This is a genomic window from Caballeronia sp. EK (genome assembly GCF_014384845.1).
GTDB classification, from domain to species: Bacteria; Pseudomonadota; Gammaproteobacteria; order Burkholderiales; family Burkholderiaceae; genus Caballeronia; species Caballeronia jiangsuensis.
This window is the reverse complement of record NZ_JACSUE010000009.1, coordinates 114438-139395: the sequence shown is the minus strand read 5'-3', so window position 1 is coordinate 139395 and position 24958 is coordinate 114438. Positions and strand designations below refer to the sequence as shown.

General features: G+C 62.8%; 20 protein-coding genes. 3 read left to right on the top strand and 17 right to left on the bottom strand.

The window, feature by feature from the left end:
* Positions 1-35: 35 nt before the first annotated feature.
* The 6 genes from IAG25_RS26540 to IAG25_RS26515 form a co-directional block, all read right to left on the bottom strand.
* A complete protein-coding gene (locus IAG25_RS26540) occupies positions 36-761 on the bottom strand; it encodes an amino acid ABC transporter ATP-binding protein (RefSeq protein WP_035497667.1) in 726 nt (241 codons plus the stop codon).
* On the bottom strand, positions 758-1435 hold the full coding sequence (gltK, locus tag IAG25_RS26535) for a glutamate/aspartate ABC transporter permease GltK (protein WP_035497665.1): 678 nt from the start codon (positions 1433-1435) through the stop codon (positions 758-760). The genes IAG25_RS26540 and gltK overlap by 4 nt, the downstream gene beginning before the upstream one ends.
* Positions 1435-2175: an amino acid ABC transporter permease gene (locus IAG25_RS26530; protein ID WP_035497664.1), complete on the bottom strand. Its 741-nt coding sequence runs from the start codon at positions 2173-2175 to the stop codon at positions 1435-1437. The genes gltK and IAG25_RS26530 overlap by 1 nt, the downstream gene beginning before the upstream one ends.
* A 68-nt stretch (positions 2176-2243) precedes the next feature.
* On the bottom strand, positions 2244-3137 hold the full coding sequence (locus IAG25_RS26525) for a glutamate/aspartate ABC transporter substrate-binding protein (protein WP_187607488.1): 894 nt from the start codon (positions 3135-3137) through the stop codon (positions 2244-2246).
* Positions 3138-3446: 309 nt separating this feature from the next.
* Complete coding sequence (locus IAG25_RS26520) at positions 3447-4760, bottom strand: Glu/Leu/Phe/Val family dehydrogenase (protein ID WP_035497661.1); 1314 nt, start codon at positions 4758-4760, stop codon at positions 3447-3449.
* 108 nt (positions 4761-4868) lie between these two features.
* Complete coding sequence (locus IAG25_RS26515) at positions 4869-5840, bottom strand: LysR family transcriptional regulator (protein WP_187607487.1); 972 nt, start codon at positions 5838-5840, stop codon at positions 4869-4871.
* Between the two features lie 284 nt (positions 5841-6124).
* Between IAG25_RS26515 and IAG25_RS26510 the strand changes: the two genes are divergently transcribed.
* Entirely contained in the window at positions 6125-7513 is a 1389-nt protein-coding gene (locus IAG25_RS26510; RefSeq protein ID WP_187607486.1) for an MFS transporter, read from the top strand.
* Positions 7514-7522: 9 nt separating this feature from the next.
* Here IAG25_RS26510 and IAG25_RS26505 read toward each other — a convergent pair whose 3' ends face one another.
* The gene (locus tag IAG25_RS26505; RefSeq protein ID WP_187607485.1) at positions 7523-7726 is read right to left on the bottom strand and encodes a hypothetical protein; all 204 of its coding nucleotides are present in this window, start codon (positions 7724-7726) and stop codon (positions 7523-7525) included.
* Between the two features lie 111 nt (positions 7727-7837).
* Positions 7838-9715: an ABCB family ABC transporter ATP-binding protein/permease gene (locus IAG25_RS26500; protein WP_187607484.1), complete on the bottom strand. Its 1878-nt coding sequence runs from the start codon at positions 9713-9715 to the stop codon at positions 7838-7840.
* 234 nt (positions 9716-9949) lie between these two features.
* On the opposite strand from IAG25_RS26500, the gene IAG25_RS26495 reads away from it, so the two are divergent.
* The gene (locus IAG25_RS26495; protein ID WP_187607483.1) at positions 9950-10345 is read left to right on the top strand and encodes an acyl-CoA thioesterase; all 396 of its coding nucleotides are present in this window, start codon (positions 9950-9952) and stop codon (positions 10343-10345) included.
* A gap of 8 nt (positions 10346-10353) precedes the next feature.
* Here the strand turns inward: IAG25_RS26495 and IAG25_RS26490 are convergent, their stop codons facing one another.
* Together IAG25_RS26490 and IAG25_RS26485 are read right to left on the bottom strand one after the other, a co-directional pair.
* Complete coding sequence (locus IAG25_RS26490; RefSeq protein ID WP_187607482.1) at positions 10354-13467, bottom strand: sensor domain-containing protein; 3114 nt, start codon at positions 13465-13467, stop codon at positions 10354-10356.
* Between the two features lie 199 nt (positions 13468-13666).
* On the bottom strand, positions 13667-14146 hold the full coding sequence (locus tag IAG25_RS26485; protein WP_187607481.1) for a nitrate reductase associated protein: 480 nt from the start codon (positions 14144-14146) through the stop codon (positions 13667-13669).
* 190 nt (positions 14147-14336) lie between these two features.
* Between IAG25_RS26485 and fdhD the strand changes: the two genes are divergently transcribed.
* Positions 14337-15164, top strand: a complete 828-nt coding sequence (gene fdhD / locus IAG25_RS26480; RefSeq protein WP_187607480.1) for a formate dehydrogenase accessory sulfurtransferase FdhD — start codon at positions 14337-14339, stop codon at positions 15162-15164.
* Between the two features lie 6 nt (positions 15165-15170).
* Here the strand turns inward: fdhD and IAG25_RS26475 are convergent, their stop codons facing one another.
* The 7 genes from IAG25_RS26475 to nudB form a co-directional block, all read right to left on the bottom strand.
* Positions 15171-15935, bottom strand: a complete 765-nt coding sequence (locus IAG25_RS26475) for an enoyl-CoA hydratase (RefSeq protein WP_187607479.1) — start codon at positions 15933-15935, stop codon at positions 15171-15173.
* Between the two features lie 55 nt (positions 15936-15990).
* Entirely contained in the window at positions 15991-17187 is a 1197-nt protein-coding gene (locus IAG25_RS26470) for an acetyl-CoA C-acyltransferase (RefSeq protein ID WP_187607478.1), read from the bottom strand.
* Between the two features lie 14 nt (positions 17188-17201).
* Complete coding sequence (locus tag IAG25_RS26465) at positions 17202-19631, bottom strand: 3-hydroxyacyl-CoA dehydrogenase/enoyl-CoA hydratase family protein (protein WP_187607477.1); 2430 nt, start codon at positions 19629-19631, stop codon at positions 17202-17204.
* Positions 19632-20344: 713 nt separating this feature from the next.
* Positions 20345-22132 (bottom strand): acyl-CoA dehydrogenase C-terminal domain-containing protein, encoded by a 1788-nt coding sequence (locus IAG25_RS26460; protein WP_187607476.1) that lies wholly within the window; start codon positions 22130-22132, stop codon positions 20345-20347.
* Between the two features lie 67 nt (positions 22133-22199).
* On the bottom strand, positions 22200-22874 hold the full coding sequence (locus tag IAG25_RS26455; protein WP_187607475.1) for a TetR/AcrR family transcriptional regulator: 675 nt from the start codon (positions 22872-22874) through the stop codon (positions 22200-22202).
* 271 nt (positions 22875-23145) lie between these two features.
* Positions 23146-24438 carry a phospholipase D-like domain-containing protein gene (locus IAG25_RS26450; RefSeq protein WP_375336541.1) on the bottom strand — a complete coding sequence of 431 codons (1293 nt, stop codon included), beginning with the start codon at positions 24436-24438 and terminating at the stop codon, positions 23146-23148.
* Positions 24438-24914 (bottom strand): dihydroneopterin triphosphate diphosphatase, encoded by a 477-nt coding sequence (nudB, locus tag IAG25_RS26445; RefSeq protein ID WP_187607473.1) that lies wholly within the window; start codon positions 24912-24914, stop codon positions 24438-24440. Before nudB ends, IAG25_RS26450 begins: the two co-directional genes overlap by 1 nt.
* Positions 24915-24958: the final 44 nt, after the last annotated feature.

Here is a 24958-nt window from a genome sequence, read left to right as displayed (position 1 = left end):
CTTTTCGGAAGCGCCGTTTTTCTTTCACGACAGGGTCAGTGCAGGATCTTCGCCAGGAAGTCCTTCGCGCGATCCGACCGAGGATTCGCGAAGAACGCTTCCTTCTGATCGTCCTCCACGATCAATCCCTTGTCCATGAAGATCACGCGGTTCGCCACCTTCTTCGCGAACCCCATTTCGTGCGTCACGCACATCATGGTCATGCCTTCCTGCGCGAGTTCGACCATCACGTCGAGTACTTCGTTGATCATCTCCGGATCGAGCGCGGACGTCGGCTCGTCGAAGAGCATCGCGATCGGGTCCATCGACAACGCGCGCGCAATCGCCACGCGCTGCTGCTGACCGCCGGAAAGCTGGCCCGGAAACTTGTCGGCGTGCGCGCGCAGGCCGACGCGATCCAGCAGCTTCAAACCCTTTTGCATCGCTTCGTCGTTCGAGCGGCCGAGCACCTTGATCTGCGCGAGCGTGAGGTTCTGCGTGATCGTCAGATGCGGAAACAGCTCGAAGTGCTGGAACACCATGCCGACCTTCGAGCGCAGCTTCGACAAGTTGGTCTTCTTGTCGGTCAACGATTGCCCGTTGATCGTGATCTCGCCTTTCTGGAACGGTTCGAGGCCGTTCACGGTCTTGATGAGCGTCGACTTGCCCGAACCCGACGGGCCGCACACCACGACGACCTCGCCCTTCTTCACTTCGGTCGTGCAGTCCGTCAACACCTGGAACTGCCCGTACCACTTGGAAACATTCTTGATAGAGATCATCTTGCGACCTTTTTCTGAAGACTTTTGACGAGGGCCGACGCCACCACGCAGATCACGAAATAGCACGCACCCGCGAACAGGACCATTTCGACGGACGTGCCGTCGCGATCCCCAATATTCGTCGCCGTGCGGAAGAAGTCCGCGAGACTGATGACGTAGACGAGCGACGTATCCTGAAACAGCACGATCGCCTGCGTGAGCAGCAGCGGCACCATCGCACGGAACGCCTGCGGCAGCACGACGAGCTGCATCGCCTGCCCGTAAGTCATGCCGAGCGCGAAGGCCGCGTTCACCTGACCGCGCGGCACCGCCTGAATGCCCGCGCGAATGATTTCCGAATAGTACGCGGCCTCGAAGAGCGAGAACGCGACCATCGCCGAAGCGAGACGAATGTCGATGTCCGCCGACAGCCCGAGCACGTTCTGCAGCAGTTGCGGCACGATCAGGAAGAACCACAGCAGCACCATCACGAGCGGGATCGAGCGGAACAGCGTGACGTACGCGCTCGCGAACCATTGCAGCGGCTTCACGCCCGACAGGCGGAACAGCGCGAGCACGGTGCCCCACACGATGCCGACCACGATCGCGAGCACCGTGATCTGCAACGTGATCTTGGCGCCCGTCATCAGCGTGGGCCACTGCGCAAGAATGTCACTCCAGTTGAACTGATGCATTACTTGCCTCCGATGTAGCCAGGCAGCCGCGTCTTCGCTTCGACCCAGCGCATCAACTGCATCACCACCAGATTGATGAGCATGTAGGCGACCGTCACCGCGATGAACGACTCATAGGTCTGCGCCGTGTAGTCGACGAGCTGACGCGCCTGCGCGGACAGATCCAGCAGACCGATGGTCGACGCCACCGCCGAATTCTTGAACACGTTGAGAAATTCCGACGTGAGCGGCGGCACGATGATGCGGTACGCAACCGGCATCAGCACGTAACGATACGTCTGCCATTGCGTGAAGCCCATCGCGAGACCCGCGTTGCGCTGTCCGCGCGGCAGCGCGTTGATGCCCGAGCGCACCTGCTCGCATACACGTGCGCCGGTGAAGAGCCCGAGACAGATGATCGACGACGAAAAGAACTGCGCGCTGGGCGGCAGTTGCTTGAACCAGTTGCCCATGGAAGGCGGCAACAACTCCGGTATCACGAGATACCAGACGAAGAATTGCACGATCAGCGGAATATTGCGGAAGATCGCGACGTAGACGGTGCCGATGCCCGCCAGCGTACGATTCGGGACCGTGCGCAAGATGCCGAACAACGAGCCGACCACGAGCGCGATCACCCAGGCCGCGAGCGACACGGTAATCGTCACCCAGAAGCCGGAGATCAGCCAACCGAGATAGGTGGTGGGTTCGCCGGTCGAAACCGGACTCAGCAGGACGCCCCAGTTCCAGTGGTAAGACATGGACTCACTCCAAAAAGAAACGGAAGAAGCAAGCTCCTTCCGTTTCGTTCGTTCGAGACTCGAACCGGTTAGTCGATTGCCTTGTCATTCGGGCTCTTGTAGAGAGCCTTCATGTCTTCACTTTCGGGGAAGTTGAGGTTGAGACCCTTCGGCGGGATCGGGCTTTCGAACCACTTCTTGTAGATCCTGTCCGCGTCGCCCGACGTTTCGACCTTGGCGATCGCGTCGTCGACGACCTTCTTGAACTCCGGATCGTTCTTGCGGATCATGCAGCCGTACGCTTCATGCGATTGCGGCGCGCCGACGATCACGAAATCGTTCGGGTTGTTCGACTTGGCGCGCTCGCCGGCGAGCAGTGCATCGTCCATCATGAACGCGACCGCGCGGCCCGTCGACAGCGTCAGGAACGACTCGCCGTGGTCCTTCGCGCTGATGATGTTCATGCCCATGTTCTTGTCCTGATTCATCTTGCGAAGCAGGCGCTCGGACGTGGTGCCGGCGGTGGTCACGACGGTCTTGCCCTTCAGGTCGGCCCAGTCCTTCACGCCCGAATCCTTCTTGGTCATGAGGCGCGTGCCGATCACGAAGATCGTGTTCGAGAAGGAGACTTGCTGCTGGCGTTCGGCGTTGTTCGTGGTCGAGCCGCACTCGATATCGACGGTGCCGTTCTGCACGAGCGGAATGCGGTTCTGCGACGTGATCGGCGTGAGCTTGACCTTCAGATCCTGCATGCCCAGCTTCTGCTTGACGGCCTCGACGACCTTCAGCGCGAACTCGTGCGAGTAGCCGACGACATTCTGCTTGTCGTCATAGTAGGAAAAGGGAATGGACGATTCGCGATGCCCCAGCGAGATCACGCCCGTGTCCTTGATCTTCTTCAGCGTGCCGGCGTCTTGCGCATACGCGCCGGTTGCGAGAAACCCGAGCGCGGCGACGAGCAGCGCAGCCTTTTTAACCTTCATGTGTTCGATCTCCTGTGGCGAAAAACCGGGGCAAGTTTAGCAGGGTAATTATTCTGAAAGAATGATTGTTAACCCAAGCCGTCTTATTTGTGAGACGCCCGATTGCAGTAGGGTTGCAACTGGTTGCGACCGCGCATATTACTGGCGTTTTCGCGCGGATGCTTGACCGAATACAACTAGCCGGTCGACTTGTAGCTTTCATGCAAATGCGGGCGGCATTTCCGAGGAAATGCCGCCCGCATCATTCAAAGGGCGCGAACGCTTTCCGCCTCCCGCGGACCGTTGCGGCGAACGCGCCGTCGCACCGGATCAGGGATAGAGACCGCGCATCTCGCGCGCCTGCAGAATCCGCGTACACGCGACGATAAACGCCGCCGTGCGCACCGACACCTTGTGCTCGCTCGCGACCTGCCACACGCCGGCGAACGCTTCGCGCATCACGCGTTCGAGACGCTGATTGATCTCGTCCTCGGTCCAGAAGAAGCTCGAGAAGTCCTGGACCCATTCGAAGTACGAAACCGTCACGCCGCCTGCGTTCGCGATGACGTCCGGAATCACGAGCACGCCCTTGTCGGTCAGGATGTCGTCCGCCGCGGTCGTGGTCGGGCCGTTCGCGCCTTCGACGACGATCTTCGTGCGAATCTTCGAAGCGTTCTTCTCGGTGATCTGGTTTTCGAGCGCCGCCGGAATCAGGATGTCGCTTTCGATCATCCAGAACTCTTCGGCCTGCACGGGATCCGCGCCCGCGAAGCCGCCGACGCCACCGTTCTTCGCGACGTGATCGAGCAGCGCGACCGCATCGATGCCCTTCGAGTTGTGAATCGTGCCCGTGTGATCCTGCACGGCGATCACGCGCGCGCCCGCTTCCTGGAACAGCTTGGCCGCGATGCCGCCCACGTTGCCGAAACCCTGCACCGCGATGCGCGCGCCTTCGATATCCATGCCGATGCGCCGCGCCGCCTCCGTGCCGACGACGAACACGCCGCGGCCCGTCGCTTCCTTGCGGCCGAGCGAGCCGCCGAGCGAGATCGGCTTGCCGGTCACGACGCCCGTCGCCGTCTGGCCCTGGTTCATGGAGTACGTGTCCATCATCCACGCCATGATCTGCTCGTTCGTGTTCACGTCCGGCGCGGGAATGTCCGTGTTCGGCCCGATGATGATGCCGATCTCGCTGGTGTACCGGCGCGTTACGCGCTCGAGCTCGCCGCGCGACAGCGTGCGCGGATCGACGCGGATACCGCCCTTCGCGCCGCCGTACGGCACGTTCACGGCCGCGTTCTTCACCGACATCCACGCGGACAGCGCCATCACTTCGGAGAGCGTCACGTCCTGGTGATAACGCACGCCGCCCTTGCCCGGGCCGCGCGACGTGTTGTGCTGCACACGATAGCCTTCGAAGTGCGCGACGGTGCCGTTATCGAGTTCGATCGGGCAATCGACGATGAGAATGCGCTTCGGGCGCTTGAGGGTTTCGAGCCAGCGGGAGAGAGAACCGAGATACGGGGCGACGCGATCGACCTGGCGAAGATAGTTTCCCCAGGGACCGAGATCATCGGCATGGAGATACGACGGGATAGCGTGTTTTGCGTCCGGCGCTTGCACAGGTTGCTTCGAGGCAGACATTGATGCTCCAGCGGTGAAGGAATGGGCTCATTGTCGAAAAACGCCGTTTCCAAATCCAATGCCGTTTCCTTATCCCATCATGCAATTTCTGCATAACGTCGCTGAGCCTTACGCTGCGGGCTTCCCGGGCGATGCCTTCAACAATTCTTCACCCACTGCATCCCATAGCGCGCGCATCAACGCCTGTCGCGGCTCCTCGCCTTGGGCTGCGAGCTTGTCGCGATAGAGGCGGATTTCCATCGTCAGCGTGAACTGGCCGGCGGGCGTGCCGCGCGTGCCGCGATCGAGGCGGATGAGCCGGCCTTCTTCGAGAGCATCTTCCACGGCGCTGTGCGGCAGGAACGCGACGCCGTGCCCGGCCAGCGCCATCGCCTTGAGGCCTTCGGCCATGTCGGTTTCATAAACCTTGTCGAGATAGAGCCGCGTGGGCGCGGTCGCGATGATGACTTCGGTCATGCGTCCGAGATACGCATTAGGCGTGTACGACAGATAAGGAACCGGCGATTCGGCGGTCGCGGGCAGCGTGAAGCGCGCGCGTCCGCCCTTGGTGACCGCGGAGAACGGACTGATCGGTTCGGCGCCGAGCGTGAGCATGTCGTAGCGCGCGGGATCGAGCGCGACCGGATGGCTCGGATGGTGATACCCCATCACGAGATCGCAGCCGCCTTCGACGAGCGACAGCACCGCATCGTGAACGTTGAGCGCGCGCAGGCGCGTGCGGATGCGCCCGAGCCGCGCCTCGATATGTTCGAGCCAGCGCGGAAAGTACGTGAGCGAAAGCGTATGCGGCACGGCGAACTCGATGGTCGCCGAGGGCACGCCGCCCTGTCCGCGCAGCAGCGTGCGCGCTTCGTGGAACTGCGAGAGCATCGCGAGCGCCTGCTCGTAGAACACGTTGCCGGCTTGCGTGAGCCGCGTCGGATACACGGACCGGTCGATGAGCTCCGTGCCGAGCCACGCCTCCAGCGCCTGGATGCGCCGCGAGAATGCGGGCTGCGTGATGTGTCGAAGCTCGGCCGAGCGGCTAAAGCTGCGCGTCTCCGCTAGCGAAACGAAGTCTTCCAGCCATTTCAGTTCCATGCGATTTCGGGCGCGAGGCGCGTGTTCGGCGAAGAACGCATTCTAGCGGGCGCATGAACCGCGCGAAGGCGTGGCGCACCATTCGTATGCGGATGCGCACGGACGCGGTGCCGTCGAGTTTCCTGGCGAGCCGCGCCGACAAGACCGCACGCCTGAACGCATCCGCGCCCACATTCGCTCGACCGCGATACGTCGTTTAAACATGCATCTCGTTGGCATGATGTTTGCAGATTCTGGCGCCGTCGCGTGCTCATCCGCTAGCACGCGCGTACACGGAATCCGCAATGTCCAATCTGATCGCGTCGCTCAGGAGCGGCAACTGGCGCTCGCTGCTCGCCTGCTTCCTTTACTTCGATACGGGTTTCACCGTCTGGGTGCTGTACGGACCGCTCGCGCCGTTCATCGGCCGCGACGTGACGATGTCCGCCGCGCAACAAGGCTTTCTCGTCGCGGTGCCGGTGCTGGCCGCGGCGATCCTGCGCGTGACGCTCGGCAATCTCTATCAGTCGACCGACGGACGGCGCGTCGCGCTGATGGGCGTCGTGCTCTCGTCGATTCCGTCGATCGTGCTGCCGCTTCTGCCCGGCGTGCCGTCGTATGCGTTGCTGCTCGTGCTCGGCGTGTTCCTCGGCATGGGCGGCGCGAGCTTCGCGGTCGCGTTGCCGATGGCCGGCAGCAGCTATCCGCCGAAGGTGCAAGGGCTCGTGCTGGGTCTCGCCGCCGCGGGCAACATCGGCGCGGTGCTCGATGGCTTCCTGTTCCCGCATCTCGCCGATGCCTTCGGCTGGCAGATGTCGACCGCCGCCGCGCTGCCGCTGCTCGCGATCACGGCGGTCGCACTTTTCGCATGGGCCTCCGATGCGGGTCAGAAAGCCGGCAGCACGATGCGCGCGCTGGGGAGCTTCGTGGTGACGCTCGTCAGCCTGATCGTGCTGGTGCTCGCGGTGAACGGCGGCGTGTTTGGCGGCGGCAGGACCGGCGTGCTGCTATTGCCGGTGATCGGCGCGCTGATCGCGATCGCGGTGCTGCCGCGACACTATCGGTCGGTGCTCCGCGAGCGCGACACGTGGGTCATCATGCTGATCTACAGCATCACGTTCGGTGGTTTCGTCGGCATGTCGTCGTACGTGACGCTGCTGCTCACGTCGCTTTATCAGATGCCCAAGCTCGAAGCGGGGCTTTTCATGTCGCTGCTCGCGTTTCTCGGCGCGATCGTGCGGCCCTTCGGCGGCTATGTCGCGGATCGCGTGACCGGCGTGCGCGCGTTGCTCGTGCTGCTCGCGGCCATCGCGATCGGCGATTTCGCGTTCGCGATCTGGATGCCGCCCGTAGCAGGCGGTCTCGCGATTCTGATCTGCCTGTACATCGCGTTCGGTCTCGGCAACGGCTCGACGTTCCAGCTCGTGCCGCATCGGTGGAAGGGCAAGACGGGGCTGCTGTCGGGGATCGTCGGCGCGGCGGGCGGCATCGGCGGGTTTTATCTGCCGGTGATCATGGGCATTGCGAAGGAAAGCACGGGCAGCTATCAGATGGGCTTCGCGACCTTCGGCGTGCTCGCGACCTGCGCGTTCGGCGCGTTGTTCCTGCTGCGTGGACAGTGGCTGCGGTGGTCGTCCACTGCATCGCAGGCGCATGACGGCATCGCGATCGGTGGCGCTCACGCGATGGAGTGAGGCTGCGGATTATGGCCGGCGGTCGCCGTCGAGCGCCGGCCAGCGCACGAATGCGAAGACATACAGCGCGATGAGCGTCAGTGCTGGCGTCATAAACGCGAGCACCCACCATCCGCAACGTCCCGTGCGACGAATGATTCGCACGGCCGGATAGATGACCACGGCGAGAAATGCCGCGAAAAGGACCAAGTCCCCGAAACTAATACCGTCCATGCGCTTTTAGTTTGGCTTCCAAAATAAGGAGCGCAGTCTATCAGGTACCGAATGGAGGGATTGTCGAGTTTCGTGCGATCGTGCCTGGTCGAACATCACTCGCCTGCTTCGTCAAACCCCCGCCGTATCCCGCTGATCCACCACCGACTCTTCCGCCCGCTGCTGCTGCAACGCCCACATCTGCGCAAACAGCCCGCCCGCACGCAGCAACTCGGCATGCGTCCCCCGCTCCACGATACGCCCGTGATCCATCACGATGATCTGCTGCGCATGCACGACCGTCGATAGCCGATGCGCGATGATGAGCGTCGTCCTCTCGCGCGCGATCGAATCGAGCTCGCGCTGAATCGCGCGTTCGGACTTCGAATCGAGCGCCGACGTCGCTTCGTCGAAAATCAAAATCGGCGGGTCCTTCAAAAGCGTGCGCGCGATCGCGACGCGCTGCTTCTCGCCACCCGAAAGCTTGAGCCCGCGCTCGCCGACAGGCGTGTCATAACCCGCCGGCAACGTCTCGATAAATTCGTGGATATGCGCCGCGCGCGCCGCCGCGATCACTTCGTCGCGGCTCGCGGAAGGACGCCCGTACGCGATGTTGTAGTAGATCGAATCGTTGAAGAGCACGGTGTCCTGCGGCACGATGCCGATCGCCGCGCGCAACGAATCCTGCGTCACGTCGCGAATGTCCTGTCCATCGATCCTGATGCCGCCGCCCTGCGCGCGATCGAGATCGTAGAAGCGGAACAGCAGCCGTCCGAGCGTCGACTTGCCCGATCCGCTGTGTCCGACCACGGCCGTCGTCGTGCCTGCCGGAATCGTGAAATCGACGCCATGCAGAATCGGCCGCGCCTTCTCGTACGCGAAGCTGACGTTCTCGAAATGCACTTCGCCGCCGCGCACGGCGAGCGGCTGCGCGTTCGGCGCATCGGGAACTTCGCGGCCCGCGCCGAGCAGCGTGAACATGCGGTCCATGTCGGTCAGCGCCTGCTTCAGCTCGCGATACACGACGCCGAGAAAATTCAGCGGAATATAAAGCTGCAGCATGAACGTGTTGATGAGCACGAGGTCGCCGAGCGTGAGACGTCCCGCCATCACGCCCTGCGTCGCGCGCCACAGTATGAACACGAGGCCGAGGCCGATGATCATCTGCTGGCCGAAGTTGAGCATCGACAGCGAGCGCTGCGACTTGATCGCGGCCGCGCGATAGCGCTGCAGGTTCTCATCGTAACGACGCGTTTCCCACTCTTCGTTGCCAAAGTACTTCACGGTCTCGTAGTTGAGCAGCGAATCGATCGCGCGCGAGTTCGCCTTCGAATCGAGATCGTTCATCGTGCGGCGAAAATGCGTGCGCCACTCGGTGACCTTCACCGTGAAAACGATATACGTAGCCAGCGCGACAAGCGTGACGATCGCGTAATACGCCTCGTACTTCGTCACAAAGAACGCGAGCACGAGACCGACTTCGACGAGCGTCGGCAGGATGCTGTAGAGCGAATACGAAACGAGTTGCTGGATGCCGCGCGTGCCGCGTTCGATATCGCGCGACATGCCGCCCGTCTGCCGCTCCAGATGAAAGCGCAGCGACAGCGAATGCAGATGCCGGAACACTTGCAGCGCGAGTTGCCGCACGGCGCTCTCGGTGACCTTCGCGAAGAGCAGTTCGCGAAGCTCGGTGAAGAGCGAGGTCGAGAGCCGCGCGCCCGCATAGGCGATCACCAGCAACCCGATTCCGCCGATCAGCACGATGCCCGGCGCGTCGTCCGCGCGTCCGAGCGCGGTGAGATGCTGCACGGAAGCAAGGCTATCGACGATGCGCTTCATCACGATCGGCACGCCGAGGTTCGCGACCTTCGCGCCGATCAGGCACGTCAGCGCGAACGCGACCCGCCATTTGTACGTGGTGAGATAGGGCAGCAGCGAGCGAATCGTCTGCCAGTCGTTGCGCGGACCCTGGGCCATCGGGCCGGGCTCGCTGCTGGAATAGCGGCGCATGAGTCGTGTCGTGTGAGCGCGTCGCTTGGGCGCGGCGTGGGGACGCTGTTATCGGCGAAACGGGCGCACGTCTCTCGCATGCTTTCCCGTACAATTTACTGCAAGCCCCGGCGTAATCGAGGTTTCCGCTCGCGCGCGGTGGGCTTATTCATAAATATGCATTGTCGCAGAAGGTTCAAGGGGCCGCTCGCGCCCGCCAGCCTTCCCGCCGCATTGCAAACCGGAACGCCTTCCATGACCGACCAATCCAGTCTTCCCGAAAAGCACGTCGCGCTGCGCGTCGTGCCGCAGCCCGCCGACGCCAATGTCCACGGCGACGTCTTCGGCGGATGGATCATGGCGCAGGTGGACATCGCCGGCTCCATTCCGGCGAGCCGCCGCGCGAACGGCCGCGTCGCGACCGTCGCGGTGAATTCGTTCCTGTTCAAGCATCCGGTGTTTGTCGGCGACCTGCTGAGCTTCTATGCCGATATCGTCAAGACCGGCAATACGTCGGTCACGGTGTCGGTGGAGGTCTGGGCGCAGCGCATGAACCTCGCCGAAGAAGTCGTCAAGGTCACGGAAGCGACGCTCACGTACGTCGCGACCGACCGCGATCGCCGTCCGCGCGTGCTGCCGTCGCGCGACTAGACACGCGATCAGTGGGGCAGCACGCCCTGCCGCAGCAAGCCCGGAATCGCTTCGTGCGGCATCGGGCGCGAGAACAGGTAGCCCTGCATTTCGTCGCAATCGCGCTCGCGCAGGAAGTCGTGCTGCGCGTGCGTTTCGACGCCTTCCGCGATCACCTGCAATTCCAGCGAATGCGCGAGCGCGATGATCGCCGACGTGATCGTTTCGTCATCGCCCGACGAGCCGATATCCGCGACGAACGAGCGATCGATCTTCAAACGATGCACCGGAAAGCGCTTGAGATACGAAAGACTCGAATATCCGGTGCCGAAGTCGTCGATCGCAATGCCGATGCCGAGCGCCGATAGCTCCGAAAGCATCGTGATCGCTTCCTCGGCGTTGCGCATGATCGCGCTTTCCGTGAGTTCGAGTTCGAGATAGCGCGGTTCCAGTCCGGTCTCTTCGAGCACGGATGTCACGAGCCGCGCGATGTCGCGTTGCTGAAAATGCCGCGCCGACAGATTCACCGACACGCGCGCCGGCGGCAGACCGGCATCCTGCCACGCCTTGTTCTGCCGGCATGCTTCGCGCAATACCCACTCCGAAAGCGGCCCAATCAGGCCGCTCTCTTCCGCCACCGGAATGAACGACGCCGGCGACACGAGCCCCTGCTCCGGATCGCTCCAGCGCACGAGCGCCTCGATGCCGACGATCGATCGCGTCGTCATGTCCACCTGCGGCTGATAGTGCAGCAGGAACTCGCCATCGCGCAGTGCGCGTCGCAAGCGCCGCTCGAGATTCATGCGCGCGCCGACGCTCGCGTTCATCTCCGGCTGATAGAACTGATAGTTGTTGCGGCCCATGTCCTTCGCGCGATACATCGCGAGATCGGCCTTCTTCATCACGGTTTCGGCATCGTCGCCATCTTGCGGATAGAGACTCGCGCCCATGCTGCAGCCGACGTAAAGCTCGGTGTCGTCGAGCCATACCGGCTCCGAGATCGCCGCGCGCGTGCGCTCCATCCATGCGATCAGCCCGGCTTCGTCGGTGAGATCGGGCAGCACGACCACGAACTCGTCGCCGCCGTGACGCGCGACCGTATCGCTCGATCGCGCCGAACGCGCGAGCCGCTCCGCGATCACCGCGAGCAGGCGATCGCCGACGCTGTGACCCAGACTATCGTTGACGTTCTTGAAGCCGTCGAGGTCCATGAAGACGACGGCGATCTTCGTCTCGCGCCGCCGCGCCGTCTCGATCGCGTGCTGCAAGCGGTCGCGCAGCAGATTGCGGTTCGGCAGGCGTGTGAGCGTGTCGTAATTTGCCTGATATTCGAGCTCTTCCTGATAGCGCATCAGATCGGTCACGTCGTTGATGATGCCGATGTGATGCGTCGTCATGCCCTGCGCATCCGGCACCGGCGCGACAAAGAGCTGATTCCAGAAGAGCGCGCCGTCCTTGCGATAGTTGCGCACCACGACGCTCGCCTCCATGTTCACGGCGAGCGCGCGGCGGATCGCGGTGAGTCCGTCCTGATCGCCGTCCGGGCCGTGCAGGAAGCGGCAGTCCTGTCCGATCACCTCGCTCGGGTCGTAGCCCGTGATGCGCTTGAACGCCGGATTCGCATACTCGATCACGTTCGCGCCATCCACGACGCCCGTGATCAGAATCGCGTTCACGCTCGCGTCGAGCGCGCGGCTTTGCAGACGCAGCGCGAGTTCGGCGCGCTTGTGATCGGTGACATCGTGATACGAGCCGAGCACGCCGATCGTCTGCCCTTCGCCGTCGAGCAAAGGCAGCTTGCTCGTGACCACGGTGCGCAACTGCTCGCCCATCACGATGTCGCGCTCGTGGTGCATCTTCGGCACCGTCGTGACGATAACTTCCTCGTCGTCCGCGCGCACGATGTCCGCGAGCGCGCTCCACGGCAGGTCGAAGTCCGTCTTGCCGATGACCTGCTCGTTGTAGGCGAGACCCGCATCGCGCGCGAACGCGTTGTTGCAGCCGAGATAGCGCAGGTCGCGGTCTTTCCAGAAGACGCGCTGCGGAATGTTGTCGATGACCGCTTCGAGCATCTCGTTCGATCTTCTCGCCTCGGCTTCCGCGTTGATGCGGTCGGTCACGTCGTTCGCCAGCATGAAGATGCCCGGACGATTCGAATACGTGAGCGAGTGATGCGAGACATCCGCGCCGACGATCGCGCCGTCCTTGCGCCGATAGCGCCACACGCCCGCCGATCCCTGCCCCGATGCGGCACGCTCGCCGCTCTCGCCGACGCTGCGCGCGAGCCGTGCGGCGAAGCTGTCGAAGTCGTCCGCATGGTGCAGATCGCGCAGCGTCATGTTCATGAACTCCGGTTCGTTGAAACCGAAGTGTTCGATTGCGGCCTGATTCACGGCGACGAAGCGCATCGTCTCGCGATCGACGATCCACATCGGCACAGGATGCGCCTCGAACATGCCGCGAAAGCGTTCGTTGCTGCGCTGTCTCGCTCGCACGACGCCGAGCTTCTCGCGCGACTGCCGCTCGTGGCTCGCGAACAGATAGATCAGCACGGCGCTGCCGGCGAGCATCGTGAACACGAGCAGCAGCATCGCGCCGCTCGATGCCTGCGCGGACTGATCGAGCGCGATGATCGTCGCGTTATCGATGCGCGAGCGCACGAAGTCGAGTTCATCATCGACGCTCTGCTGATCTTCGCCGAGCGTGACGAACGCGGCGTCGGCCCACGCGCGGGATTCGTCGGGCGCGGCGTGTTTCGCGCGCTCGAACGCGAGATCGGCGTCGCGGCGCATCTCGGCGGCGCGCGCGGCGAGCGCATCGAAGGCGCCGGTCATGCCCGGCTCCATCGCGATCTGCGCGCGCAGCCCGCTTTCGAGCGCGTCGAGATGGGCTTCGCGCTCCTGATGGCGTGCGTCGGTTTCGGCGATGCCGGTCGCTTCGAAGCGGCTCAGTTGCGTGAGCGATTCGCCGAGCGCGCCGCGCCAGGCCGCGAGATCGCGCAGGAGGCTCATCGAGCGCAGCGTGCGCGCGTCGCTTTCGCGCAGCCCGCCGATGCGCTCGCAGGCGACGAACGCGTTCGCGCCGAGCGCGGCCAATACCACGGCGATATTGACGAGCAAACCTCTGGAGAGGAATCGGGTCATGAGCGGCGGGCTGAATCCTTGAGTGCGCGTCGGATGCGCATCGAGGCAACGCGCGTCCACGCGAATGCGCGGCGTGAAACGCGTACACGCCGCGATTAATGGATAACGCCCAATAACGGCACCGCTCGCCCTATATTTAGGGCTTGCCCGCAAATAATCCGATTAAAGCGCACGCTTAACGTTTGCGCGCTTTATGCCTTCAGTCGACTAGGCCGAATTCCTTCATCGCGGGCAGGAAATCGTGATTGACCTTGTCGGTGTTGCGCGAGAGTTTCGCAAGCGCATAACGCTGGAAACGGTCGAGCGCGCCCCAGCGATCGAGACTCGGCGCGCTCACGCCGGACAGGCTGCTTTGCCGGATCACGGTTTCGGGCACGGCATCGGCGTGCATCCACACGGGGTCCGGATCGCGCTCGATCTTCTCGGGCGCAGCGTTCACGTGCGTCTTCATCATCTCTTCGAGCGCGAGGTCGAAGTTCTTCTCGAGTTCGGCATCGTCCTCGACGGGAAAGCGTGCGAGCAGCGCGCGATCGTCGTAAGGAAGCTGCTGCCATTGATCGAGCGTGATGCGCATGCCGAAGCGATCGAGATTGAAGCGCACCGCAAGCGGAATGAAGCGCAGATTGTCAGAGGATTCGACTTCGAATCCGAAGAGACGGGCGGCGTCGTAAAGTCCCATGGCGAAGCCTCGTTGGATTGAGCAGGGGTGCGCGACGCGCATCGCCCGCTTAAGTTATTGTAGGGCCTTGGATCTGGCTGGAACCATTGCAATCTAGCCGCTGTTCGCGTCGCGATGCGTGCGAACAGCAACGATAGGCAGCAAATCACATACCCGACTTTACTCGAAGTGAGCGGTCAGGAGCATTGAAGTGAATCAACTCGAAACCGACGACCAACCGGGCTTCGTCGAGCGTCAGGTGCGCAGGCATCGCAGAAACGAGAGCGCGATCGCAGCGGACAACGTCGGTCAGGAATGGCCCGTCGCACTCGTTTTCAACGGCATCTCGCACGCGGTGATGATGTGCACGCCGCGCGATCTCGAAGCGTTCGCCGTGGGCTTCTCGCTGACGGAAGGTATCGTCGAGCGTGGCAGCGACATTCACGACATCGAGGTCTACTTCCGCGATGACGGCGTCGCGTTGCCGCATGCCGAAGTGCATCTCCAGGTCGTGCAGCAGGCGTTCGCGTCCCTCAAGGACAAGCGCCGTGCGCTTGCCGGGCGCACGGGCTGCGGCGTGTGCGGCATCGAAAGTATCGAGTTGCTCGATCTTCAGCCCGAACAGGTGCCCGATACGGGGTTTCTCGCGCGTCTCGCGCCCGATGCGACCGAGCGCGCCGCACGCGAATTGCCCGCGCATCAGCGGTTGACGAAGCTGACGGGCGGACTGCACGCCGCCGCGTGGTGCGATGAAACCGGCGCCGTGCGCTACGCCTTCGAGGACGTCGGGCGGCATAACGCGCTCGACAAACTCATCGGCCATCTGATCCTGCGCCGCGAGGACACGACGCAAGGCTTCGTGTTTCTTTCGAGCCGCGCGAGCTATGAACTCGTGCGCAAGTCGGCGCGCGTCGGCATTCCGATGGTCGCGACGATTTCCGCGCCGACATCCCTCGCCATCTCGATCGCGAAGCAGGCGGGCTTGCGGCTCGTCAGCTTCGCGCGCGAAAACAGCTTCGTCGAATACGACGTCGAGTGAAGCGTTTTACTCGAACTGGCTGAAGTTCGGCTTGCGTTTCTCGAAGAACGCCTGAAACGCTTCGCGTGCTTCGGGCGCGACCAGCATCCGCGCGAAGTGCCCGGCTTCGTCTTCCATGCGCGCGCTCACTTCATGCGTCTGCGCGCCCTTCATCAACGACTTGGTCACGCGCAGCGACGACGCTGGCAGCATCGCCAGCCGCTTCGCCTTTTCGAACGCGTAGGCGTCGAGCTCGGCGGCATCGATCGCGCCGTTCACGAAGCCCATGCCGATTGCTTCGTTCACGTCGAACGCTTCGCCGAGCAGGAGCTTCTCCGCGGCGCGCTGATAACCCGCCGTGCGCGGCAGCAGCAGACTCGACGCCGCTTCGGGACACAGTCCGAGTTGCGAGAACGGCAGCGAGAACTTCGCGTTCGTGCTCGCGTAGACGATGTCGCAGTGCAGGAGCATCGTCGTGCCGATGCCCACCGCCGTGCCTGCGACCGCCGCCACGATCGGCTTCGGAAAGGCGCTGATGCGCCGCAGGAACTGGAACACGGGCGCGTCGAGGCCTTTGGGCGGATCGTTCAGAAAATCGTCGAGATCGTTGCCCGCGCTAAACGTGCTGCCCACCGCGCGAATCAGCACGGCCCGCACGGTCGGGTCCATCTCGGCTTCGTAGAGGCCATCGGCCATTTCCTGATACATCGCCGCGGTGATCGCGTTTTTCTTCTCCGGACGATTGAGCACGATGCTCAGCACGCCGTCCGCGCGTTCGATCTGAATTTCCATCCGCTGTCTCCTTCATGTCGGTCCGCGAGCGACGACGCTCGCGGACCATTCGCGATCAAAGGCGTTCGATGATGCCCGCCGCGCCCATGCCGGTGCCGACGCACATCGTCACCATGCCGTACTTCAGGTTGCGCCGGCGCAGGCCGTGCACGACCGTCGATGCGCGGATCGCGCCCGTCGCGCCGAGCGGATGGCCGAGCGCGATCGCGCCGCCGAGCGGATTGACCTTCGACGGATCGAGACCGAGATCGCCGATCACCGCGAGCGCCTGCGCCGCGAAGGCTTCGTTCAGCTCGATCCAGTCGATGTCGTCCTGCTTGAGGCCCGCCGCCTTCAACGCGGCCGGAATCGCTTCCTTCGGCCCGATGCCCATGATCTCCGGCGGCACGCCGCGCACCGCGAAGCTCACGAAGCGCGCGAGCGGCGTGAGGTTGAACTGCTTCAGAACCTTTTCCGACACGACGATCAGCGCGCCCGCGCCGTCCGACGTCTGCGAACTGTTGCCGGCCGTGACCGAGCCCTTGTTCGCGAACACGGGACGCAGCTTCGCCAGCCCTTCCAGGTTCGTTTCGCGCGGGCCTTCGTCGAGCCTGATTTCGCGATTGTTCACGCGCACTTCACCCGATGCGAGATCCGGAAAGCGCTCGTTCAGCGTGTAGGCGGCGATTTCATCGGCGAATTCGCCCGCCTGCTGCGCGGCCAGCGCGCGGCGATGCGACTCCACCGCGAACGCGTCCTGCGCCTCGCGGCTCACCTTCCAGCGCTCCGCGACCCTCTCCGCCGTCAGCCCCATGCCGTAGGCGATGCCCACGTCTTCGTTGCGATCGAAGATATGCGGCGACAGCGACGGCTTGTTGCCCATCATCGGCACCATGCTCATCGATTCGCAGCCGCCCGCGATCATCGCCTCGGCTTCACCGACGCGAATGCGGTCCGCCGCCATCGCGAGCGCGGTCAGACCCGATGCGCAGAAGCGGTTCACCGTCACGCCGCCGACCGTATTCGGCAAGCCCGACAGCAACGCGCCCATGCGCGCGACGTTCAGACCTTGCTCGGCTTCGGGAATCGCGCAGCCGACGATCGCATCTTCGATCACGCTCGTGTCGAGTCCCGGCACTTGCCCGACCGCGGATTTGATCGCATGAACGAGCAGCTCGTCGGGGCGCGTGTTTTTGAACACGCCACGCGGCGCCTTGCCGATCGGCGTGCGGCTCGCGGCGACGATGTATGCGTCTTGAAGTTGTTTGCTCATTGATTGCTCCGCGATTAGTTGCGAACCGGCTTGCCGGTCTGCAACATGCCCATGATTCGCTCTTGCGTCTTCTGCGTGCCGAGCAGTTCGACGAACGCGCGGCGTTCCAGCGCCAGCAGCCATTCTTCGTCGACGAGACTGCCCGCTTCGACGTCGCCGCCGCACACCGCTTCCGCGATGCGGCTCGCGATCAGATAGTCGTGATCGCTGATGAAGCGGCCGTCGCGCATGTTCACGAGCGACGCCTTGATCGTCGAGATCGCCGAGCGCCCCGCCACCGGCACCTGCTTCACTCGCAACGGCGGACGATAACCCGACGCGCTCAATGCACGCGCCTCGTTCTTCGCGATGTCGAGCAGTTCGTGCACGTTGAAGACGATCGTGTCGGACGGCTTCAGATAACCCATCGCGCGGGCATCGAATGCGGACGACGAGACTTTCGCCATCGCCGCGTTTTCGAAGGACTTCTGCAGGAACTTGAGCAGATCGGTCGTCGCATTGACCGCGCTCGCCGCTTCCGCCGCGCGCAACGCGGCTTCCTTCAGACCGCCGCCCGCCGGCACCAGACCAACGCCCACTTCCACGAGACCGAGATAGCTCTCGACATGCGCGACACGCTTCGCCGAATGCAGCAGCAGTTCGCAGCCGCCGCCGAGCGCGATGCCCGACACCGCCGACACCACCGGCACGTTCGCGTACTTCACGCGCAGCATGCCTTGCTGGAACTTCTTCACGAACGGATCGACGCCTTTCGCGCCGCCCATCATGAACGCGGGCATTGCTTCTTCGAGATTCGCGCCTGCCGAGAACGGGCCGCCCGGCGCGCCGAGTTGCAGCGACGTCGGTTGCCAGATCACGACGCCGCGATACGACTTCTCGGCAAGCTCGATGGCTTGCGTGAGGCCGTCGATCACGCCCGCGCCGATGGTGTTCAGCTTCGTCTTGAACGAGACGATCACAATGTCGCCATCGTCACGATCGAGCCAGGCGCGCACGTTCTCGGTTTCGAACAGCGTCTTGCCGAAGGTCTTCGGATCGGCGCCCGTCTCACCGACGAGCGGCGCGCGGAACACCTGCTTCTCATAAACCGGCAACGTCGAGCGCGGCTCGAAGCGCTGCGCTTTCGGCGACCACGAACCTTCGTTCGTATGCACGCCGTTCTTCTCGGCGACCGGGCCGTCGAGCACCCACGCGGGCAGCGGCGCGTTCGAGAGCGCCTTGCCGGCTTCGATGTCTTCCTGTACCCACTTCGCGATTTGCTGCCAACCCGCCGCCTGCCAGCTTTCGAACGGCCCTTGGTTCCAGCCGAAGCCCCAGCGGATCGCGAGATCGACATCGCGCGCGTTGTCCGCGATCGATTCGAGATGCACCGCGATGTAGTGGAACACGTCGCGGAAAATCGCCCACAGGAACTGCGCCTGCTTGTTGTCGGTTTCGCGCAGGAGCTTGAAGCGCTCGGCGGGCGGACGCTTCAGAATGCGGCCGATGAGTTCGTCGGCCTTCGCGCCGCCATCGACATAAGACGCCGTCTTCGGGTCGAGCACCTTGATCGCGCGGCCTTCCTTGCGATAGAAACCGGCGCCCGTCTTCTGGCCGAGCGCGCCGTTCTTCACCAGTGCTTCGAGCACGGGCGGCGTCTTGTAGACGGAGAAGAACGGATCGTCGTGCAGGGTGTCCTGCATCGTCTTGATGACGTGAGCCATCGTGTCGAGACCGACGACATCCGCCGTGCGGAACGTCGCGGACTTCGCGCGGCCGAGGCGCGCGCCGGTGAGGTCATCGACTTCGTCGAAGCGCAGGCCGAACTTTTCGGCTTCCGCGATCACGGCGAGAATCGAAAAAATGCCGACGCGGTTCGCGATGAAGTTCGGCATGTCCTTCGCGCGCACGACGCCCTTGCCGATCACGCTCGTCAGGAAGGTTTCGAGCTGGTCGAGGATTTCGGGCTTCGTGGATTCGGTCGGAATCAGCTCGACCAGATGCATGTAGCGCGGCGGATTGAAGAAGTGCACGCCGCAGAAGCGCGATTTCAGTTCATCGGAGAAGCCGTTCGACAACTCGGTGATCGACAGGCCCGACGTGTTGCTCGCGAAGATTGCTTGCGGCGCGATGTGCGGCGATACCTTCTTGTAGAGATCGTGCTTCCAGTCCATGCGCTCGGCGATGGCTTCGATCACGAGGTCGCATTCGGCGAGCTTCGCGATATCGTCGTCGTAGTTCGCGGGCTCGATGTATTGGGCGTCGTCCTTTACGCCGAAGGGCGCGGGCGACAGCTTCTTCAGGTTCTCGATGGCCTTCAGCGCGATGCCATTCTTCGGGCCTTCCTTCGCGGGAAGATCGAAGAGCAGAACAGGGACGCGGGCGTTGATCAGATGCGCGGCGATCTGCGCGCCCATCACGCCCGCGCCGAGCACGGCGACTTTTTTGATGTTCAGGGTGCTCACAGGTTTGTCACTCCGGGGTTCGTGAGAGGTGGATTGATTCGGTGGCCTTCGTTCTTCGTGGAATCCTGCGTTCGTGTCGGTCTATTTGCTCTGCCCCTCCCCGGGGCGGGGGTCACTTTCTTTGCTGCTGCAAAGAAAGTAACCAAAGAAACAGCTATCCCCAGCCTAAGCACTTCACACCGGCCGCGGCACAGGCGATTGGCCTAATGGCCCGGCTATAGCGAGTGCCCTCGCAGGTCTCGCGGGGCTTGGACCGCGCACGGTCTGACTCATCGCGCCGCTTGCTTCACTGGTTCAGCACCAAATAGCTCCGGCCCGCTTCGCGGCCGACCGGTCAATAGGGTTTGCGCGTGCTTCTTTGCAAACAACGCCATCTCAATGCGCTGCACATGTGCGCCGTTGGTTTCCCTTGCGAACCCGACGGCAGCGCGTAGCGCTGTGCCGAAGCTTTTTCGTGCTGAGCCAGCGCGCTCAAACTACTAGCTTGTCAGACCGTGCGCGATCCAAGCCCGGATGGGCCTTTGGGGGCGACACTTAGGCGAGTGCCACCGCGGGCTGGCAAGCATGGCCAACGTGCGTGTGACCGCGGGCCTGAACGAGCTGCTTTCTTTGGTTACTTTCTTTGCAGCAGCAAAGAAAGTGACTGCCGCCCCGCACAGGGGCAGTGCCAATAGACCGACGCGAATACGGGATCCGAAGTAAGCCCGAAAAAATCAGAAAAGCGCTTCGTCGTAATCCATCATCGGCTTAGCTCCGGCACGAGCAGCACGAATCGTCGAAGCGGTCTCAGGCAGCAGCTTGGCAAAGTAAAACCGCGCAGTGCCGAGCTTGGCCTTATAGAAGGCATCGTCGGAAGCGGCATTGTCCAGCGCAATCCGCGCCATCCGCGCCCAGAAATACGAAAACACCAGATGCCCGACAGTACGCAAATAAGGCACGGCCGCAGCGCCGACCTCATCAGGATTCTGCATGGCCTTCATGCCGATCTCCATCGTGAGCTTCTGCACCTTGTCGCCGATATCGGCAAGCGGATTGATGAACTCCTGCATCTCCGGCTTCACGCCTTCCTGCTCGACAAAATCAGCAACGAGCTTGCCGAAGCGCTTCAGCTTCGCGCCCATGTCGCCGAGAATCTTGCGGCCCAGCAGATCGAGCGCCTGAATGGAATTCGTGCCCTCGTAGATCATGTTGATGCGCGCATCGCGGACGTGCTGCTCCATGCCCCATTCGGAGATGAAGCCGTGACCGCCGTAGATCTGCATCGCCATATTGGTGCCTTCGAACGCGTTGTCCGTCAGAAAGGCCTTGATGACCGGCGTGAGCAGCGCGACGAAATCGGCGGCCTCCTGACGCACGGATTCATCCGCGTGCGAGAGTTCCTTGTCGATGTTGAGCGCCGCCCAGTACGTGAACGCACGGCCCGCTTCGGCATAGGCCTTCTGCGTGAGCAACATGCGGCGCACATCCGGATGCACGATGATCGGATCGGCAGCCTTCTCCGGCGCCTTCGGGCCGGTGAGCGAGCGCATCTGCAGACGCTCTTTCGCATACACGAGCGAGTTCTGATACGCGACTTCGGTCAGGCCGAGTCCCTGCATCCCGACGCCCAAACGCGCCGCGTTCATCATCACGAACATCGCGTTCAAGCCCTTGTTCGCCTCGCCGACGAGCCAACCCGTGGCGCCGTCGAGATTCATCACGCAGGTCGCATTGCCGTGGATGCCCATCTTGTGCTCGATCGAGCCGCACTTGATGCCGTTGCGTGCACCGATCGCGCCGCTTGCATCGGGGACGAACTTCGGCACGATGAAAAGCGAGATGCCCTTCGTTCCCATCGGCGCGCCCGGCAGACGCGCGAGCACCAGATGGACGATGTTCTCGGCCATGTCGTGCTCGCCGCTCGAAATGAAGATCTTCGTGCCGGTGAGCGCGTACGAACCATCGGAATTCGGCTCGGCCTTCGTGCGCAGGATGCCGAGGTCCGTTCCGCAATGCGGCTCGGTCAGGCACATCGTGCCGGTCCACTCGCCCGAGACGAGTTTCGAAAGATAGGTCGACTTTTGCTCCGGCGTGCCGTGCGCATGCAGACACTCGTACGCGCCGTGCGAGAGGCCGGGATACATCGTCCAGGCCTGATTCGCCGAATTGAGCATTTCATACAGCGCGTTGTTCACGAACGCAGGCAAACCCTGGCCGCCGTACTCGGGATCGCACCCGAGCGCGGGCCAGCCCGCATCGATGTACTGGCGATACGCCTCTTTGAAGCCGGCCGGCGTCTTGACGACGCCATCGCCGGCGTAGGTGCAGCCTTCGCGGTCGCCGCTCTGGTTGAGCGGGAACACGACCTCGGAGCAGAACTTCCCGGCTTCCTCGAGCACCTGATTGATGGTGTCGGCGTCGAGGTCGGCATGCTTCGGCATGCTCTTCAATTCGGCTTCGACGTTCAGCACTTCGTGCAGCACGAACTGCATGTCGCGAAGGGGGGCGGCGTACTGTCCCATGAATCTCTCCAGTTTCTTCAAGCGTCTGGTTGCGCGCCGCCGAACCACCTTCGATTCGACGGCGCCGCTAACGGCTGTCGGTGTGTTGCGATGTCAGGTTCGTCGCCGCATTCGCAGTCGGTTGAGGGATGGCCGTTCCGGCTCCCGCATTCGACGTCTGATACGACACGATCGTCTTGTCCAGCGCGTCCCGCGTCAGTTGCACGGCTTCCGGAAGATGCAGGAAGCGCGCATCGTGATGCAGGCCGAGCGTAAAGCTGTACAGCTCGAACAGCATCAGATGCGGATCCGTCTCCGCCTTCAGATGCCCTTCGTCCTTCGATTGGCGAATCGCGCGCAACAGCGCCTCGCGCCACATGCTCACGCTGTGCACGAGCTGCTCGCGCACGGCGCTCGCGGCGCGGTCGTCATACTCCACCGCTCCGCTGATATAGATGCAACCCGTGGTCACTTCCTGGATGCGCTTCTCCATCCAGCGATTCATCATCGCGCGCAATCGCGGCAGGCCGCGCGCTTCGCGCAGGCTCGGAAAGAACACTTCATCTTCGAAGCGCCGGTGGTACTCGCGCACCACCTCCACCTGCAAATCCTCTCGCGACCCGAAATGCGCAAACACACCGCTCTTGCTCATTTGCATCCGCTCGGCCAACAGGCCGATCGTCAGCCCTTCCAGCCCGTCCCGACTTGCCAACTCCAGCGCTGCGTCGAGAATCGCGGCCCGCGTCTGTTCGCCTTTTCGCATGATGTCCCTACCGTTCTTATGTGACCCGTAAAATCGAACGGCCGTTCTATTATTATGGCCGAACGCTGGTGATACAAGCAGATTTTTAGATACGCGTTTCTAAAACGCTAGGACATGTCTATAGGATAAATCTCAACGATGTCCGAGCCCATTGTCGCGTTTTATGTACGGACTGCCTGTAAGTGACTGCCCGAGTTCCCGATTCGTGGGAACCTTTCTCCAATGATGCCTGCTGACCAGTATTTTTACGCAATCGATGCGAAATAGCAGGTTAATCGTACTGACCAATGGTGATCATTTTCATCATCACGCGGTAAGTGTTGTAGGCCAGCCAATTAAGCGCTCGCTCCGTAACAGGCCGCGACGCATAGTGCTTTTCATCGATCGGGCGGCCTTCATCAAATGCCTGAAGAATGGCGTCGTGTAATCCGCCGATTTCGGGATGATTCACGAGCACCATGTTGGCCTCGTTGTTGAGCACGAGCGAAAGCGCGTCGAGGTTCGATGAGCCGATGGTCGCCCAGTCCGCATCGACGACCGCGACCTTGCCGTGAAGCATCGTCTTCTCGTACTCCGCGATCCTCACGCCGTGCTTCAGCAGGTTGCCGTAGAGAAACGGCGTCGCGTAGTCCAACGCTACGAATTCCTTACGACCGATGACGAGCGACACGCGCACGCCGCGCCCGGCCGCATTGACCAGCGCGCGCCGCAACCTGCGCCCCGGCATGAAGTAAGGATTCGCGAGCAACACTTCGCTCTCTGCGTGCGCGATTGCACGAAGATACGCCTTTTCGATCGCGCGCCGATTGAGCAGGTTATCGCGCGCGACGAACGCAACGCACGGCTGGTCGACCGCGTGGATTTCACCTAGCCGCGCGCGCCGGCGCGCCAGCATCGCGCGGCGGGCGTTCCATCGGCCAGGCGCGCGCGCGCTTTCGCTTTCCTGCTGCTCGCAGGCCGGCTGTGTCGGCTGTCGCGGTTTCACGCCCAGCCGAATCCGCTGCCATTGCAGGTCGAATGCTTCGCGCACGTCCTTGACGACGGCGCCTTGCGCCTCCATCGCGAAATCCCAGCGCGGCCGTTCGAGACGCGTGCCGTTCTGATCGTAGTCATCGACGATATTGATGCCGCCGCAAAACGCGTACGTTTCATCGATCAGCGCGAGCTTGCGATGCGTGCGCGAGAAGCCGAGCGGCCCGAACAGCAGATGCGGGTTGTAGATGCGATGATCGACGCCGCGCTCCTGCCAGAGCTTGAACATCGGCAGATTGCTTTCCGTGCCGATGCCATCCGTGATCACACGCACCTTCAGGCCGCGTTCGGCCGCGCGCACGAGCGCATCGGAGACGGCGCGGCCGATATCGTCGTTGGCGAAGATGTAGGTTTCGAGCGACACCGATTTGCGCGCGTTGTCGATCCGCTCGATCAGCGCCGGGAAAAATTGCACGCCGCCCTTGAAGAGCCGCACGTGATTGCCGGACGTGAAGCAAAAGCGCGGCGGGCGGCGGCCCGAGAACAGCGCCTGGCGCAACCGCTTGAAACTGCGCCGCGGACGCAGTCCGATCATCGGCTATGCGCCGCGAGGCGCTCGGGCAATTGCAGGATGGCTTCCCGGTTCGACCACGAGAAGCATCGGTCGGCGGCCTCGCGAAACGGCAGCCACAAGTGTGCGGTGTGTTCGCGCGGCGCGAGTGTCACTTCGAGACAATGTGGCACGAGCAGGCTGAACTGATGTTCGGTGTTGCGCGTGATGCCTTCCGCGTAGCGATGCCGCCATTGCGGATAGATCTCGTACTCGATGCTGTGATGCCAGTCGAGCAGCGCGTTCTCGGGCACGAGCGCGCTGCCGATCACGATGCCCGTCTCTTCCTGCACCTCGCGCGCCGCGGTCTCGACGAACGGTTCGTCGATGCGATCCTTCGAGCCCGTCACCGATTGCCAGAAGCCCTTGTGATCCACGCGTTCGATGATGAGCACATCGAGCTCCGGCGTATGAATGACGACCAGCACGGATTCGGGGATTTTTGGCGGCTTCTGCATGTCTTGGTGAACGCGCGTTTCATTGTTTGTCTGTGCCCAAAGAC

Bases quoted from the DNA above. Each gene is read 5' to 3' on its own strand.
- IAG25_RS26540 (WP_035497667.1), bottom strand. From the start codon at position 761: ATGATCTCTATCAAGAATGTTTCCAAGTGGTACGGGCAGTTCCAGGTG.
- gltK (WP_035497665.1), bottom strand. From the start codon at position 1,435: ATGCATCAGTTCAACTGGAGTGACATTCTTGCGCAGTGGCCCACGCTG.
- IAG25_RS26530 (WP_035497664.1), bottom strand. From the start codon at position 2,175: ATGTCTTACCACTGGAACTGGGGCGTCCTGCTGAGTCCGGTTTCGACC.
- IAG25_RS26525 (WP_187607488.1), bottom strand. From the start codon at position 3,137: ATGAAGGTTAAAAAGGCTGCGCTGCTCGTCGCCGCGCTCGGGTTTCTC.
- IAG25_RS26520 (WP_035497661.1), bottom strand. From the start codon at position 4,760: ATGTCTGCCTCGAAGCAACCTGTGCAAGCGCCGGACGCAAAACACGCT.
- IAG25_RS26515 (WP_187607487.1), bottom strand. From the start codon at position 5,840: ATGGAACTGAAATGGCTGGAAGACTTCGTTTCGCTAGCGGAGACGCGC.
- IAG25_RS26510 (WP_187607486.1), top strand. From the start codon at position 6,125: ATGTCCAATCTGATCGCGTCGCTCAGGAGCGGCAACTGGCGCTCGCTG.
- IAG25_RS26505 (WP_187607485.1), bottom strand. From the start codon at position 7,726: ATGGACGGTATTAGTTTCGGGGACTTGGTCCTTTTCGCGGCATTTCTC.
- IAG25_RS26500 (WP_187607484.1), bottom strand. From the start codon at position 9,715: ATGCGCCGCTATTCCAGCAGCGAGCCCGGCCCGATGGCCCAGGGTCCG.
- IAG25_RS26495 (WP_187607483.1), top strand. From the start codon at position 9,950: ATGACCGACCAATCCAGTCTTCCCGAAAAGCACGTCGCGCTGCGCGTC.
- IAG25_RS26490 (WP_187607482.1), bottom strand. From the start codon at position 13,467: ATGACCCGATTCCTCTCCAGAGGTTTGCTCGTCAATATCGCCGTGGTA.
- IAG25_RS26485 (WP_187607481.1), bottom strand. From the start codon at position 14,146: ATGGGACTTTACGACGCCGCCCGTCTCTTCGGATTCGAAGTCGAATCC.
- IAG25_RS26475 (WP_187607479.1), bottom strand. From the start codon at position 15,935: ATGGAAATTCAGATCGAACGCGCGGACGGCGTGCTGAGCATCGTGCTC.
- IAG25_RS26470 (WP_187607478.1), bottom strand. From the start codon at position 17,187: ATGAGCAAACAACTTCAAGACGCATACATCGTCGCCGCGAGCCGCACG.
- IAG25_RS26460 (WP_187607476.1), bottom strand. From the start codon at position 22,132: ATGGGACAGTACGCCGCCCCCCTTCGCGACATGCAGTTCGTGCTGCAC.
- IAG25_RS26455 (WP_187607475.1), bottom strand. From the start codon at position 22,874: ATGCGAAAAGGCGAACAGACGCGGGCCGCGATTCTCGACGCAGCGCTG.
- nudB (WP_187607473.1), bottom strand. From the start codon at position 24,914: ATGCAGAAGCCGCCAAAAATCCCCGAATCCGTGCTGGTCGTCATTCAT.